1 protein-coding gene and 1 pseudogene are annotated in these 743 nt (G+C 68.2%); both read right to left on the reverse strand.

What is annotated here, in order from left to right; all coding sequences use genetic code 11:
* On the reverse strand, positions 1–314 hold a 314-nt coding region (locus D472_RS0116370; RefSeq protein WP_449406502.1), incomplete at its 3' end, for an AraC-like ligand-binding domain-containing protein.
* A 180-nt stretch (positions 315–494) separates the two neighbouring features.
* Positions 495–743 (reverse strand): annotated as a pseudogene (locus tag D472_RS28465) (hypothetical protein); the annotation flags it as partial.

Genomic DNA, 743 nt, shown 5'->3' on the forward strand with positions numbered 1-743 from the left:
TCGATCCCCTCGTGCGGAACCAGGGCGATGAGTAGTCCGAACTCCAACTCACTGCCCACGCCGTAGGCCTCGGAGGTGTCGTAGACCGCGAGGTCCCCGGGCTGGAGCAGGACACGTCGGCCGTGCTGGGTGATCGAGGTGGGGCCTTGGAGGGCGAGGGCGATCTTGTAGTGCCCCGTGCCCGTTCCCGTGGCCATCGCCGGTGTGCGTACCCCCGTGTGCGGGGTGGCCCGCAAGCGGCAGAAACCGGTCGCCCCGACCCGTCGTGTTCCGATGACGCCGGTGACGGTCTCGGCGTCGGTACGGATACGCAAGGGAACCAGGAAACGGCTCGAAGCCCGCTCCCATGAGGAGGTTCGCATCCGGGCGGGCACGCTTCGAGAATCGAACGACTCACTTCGAGCGTGAGCACGTGGATCGTCCACAGCACCTCCAGGGCCACCGGGGGTCCGATTATGTCCCGTGAGCGGTCGAGTGGACCAGGTCTTCGCGGTTCAGGTGCGTTCGGTGGGGATGAGTACCGCACCGGCGACGTCGGCTTCGGACTCCTCATCGGGAACGGCCAGCCGTGTCACCCGTTGAGTGGTGAGGGGCTCTCGGGGGGTGCGGTCGACGCCGAAGGAGAACACGTCGGGGCGCGCGTAGTGCCCGGCGCCGTCGGCGAAGTACTTGGCGAAGGGGATGACCCCCAGGTCCAGGTCGGCGTAGACGATCGCCTCGGTGTCCCGGTGCGGCTCCCCCCC

Origin of the sequence: Nocardiopsis alkaliphila YIM 80379 (assembly GCF_000341005.1) — a bacterium.
Lineage (GTDB): Bacteria > Actinomycetota > Actinomycetes > Streptosporangiales > Streptosporangiaceae > Nocardiopsis > Nocardiopsis alkaliphila.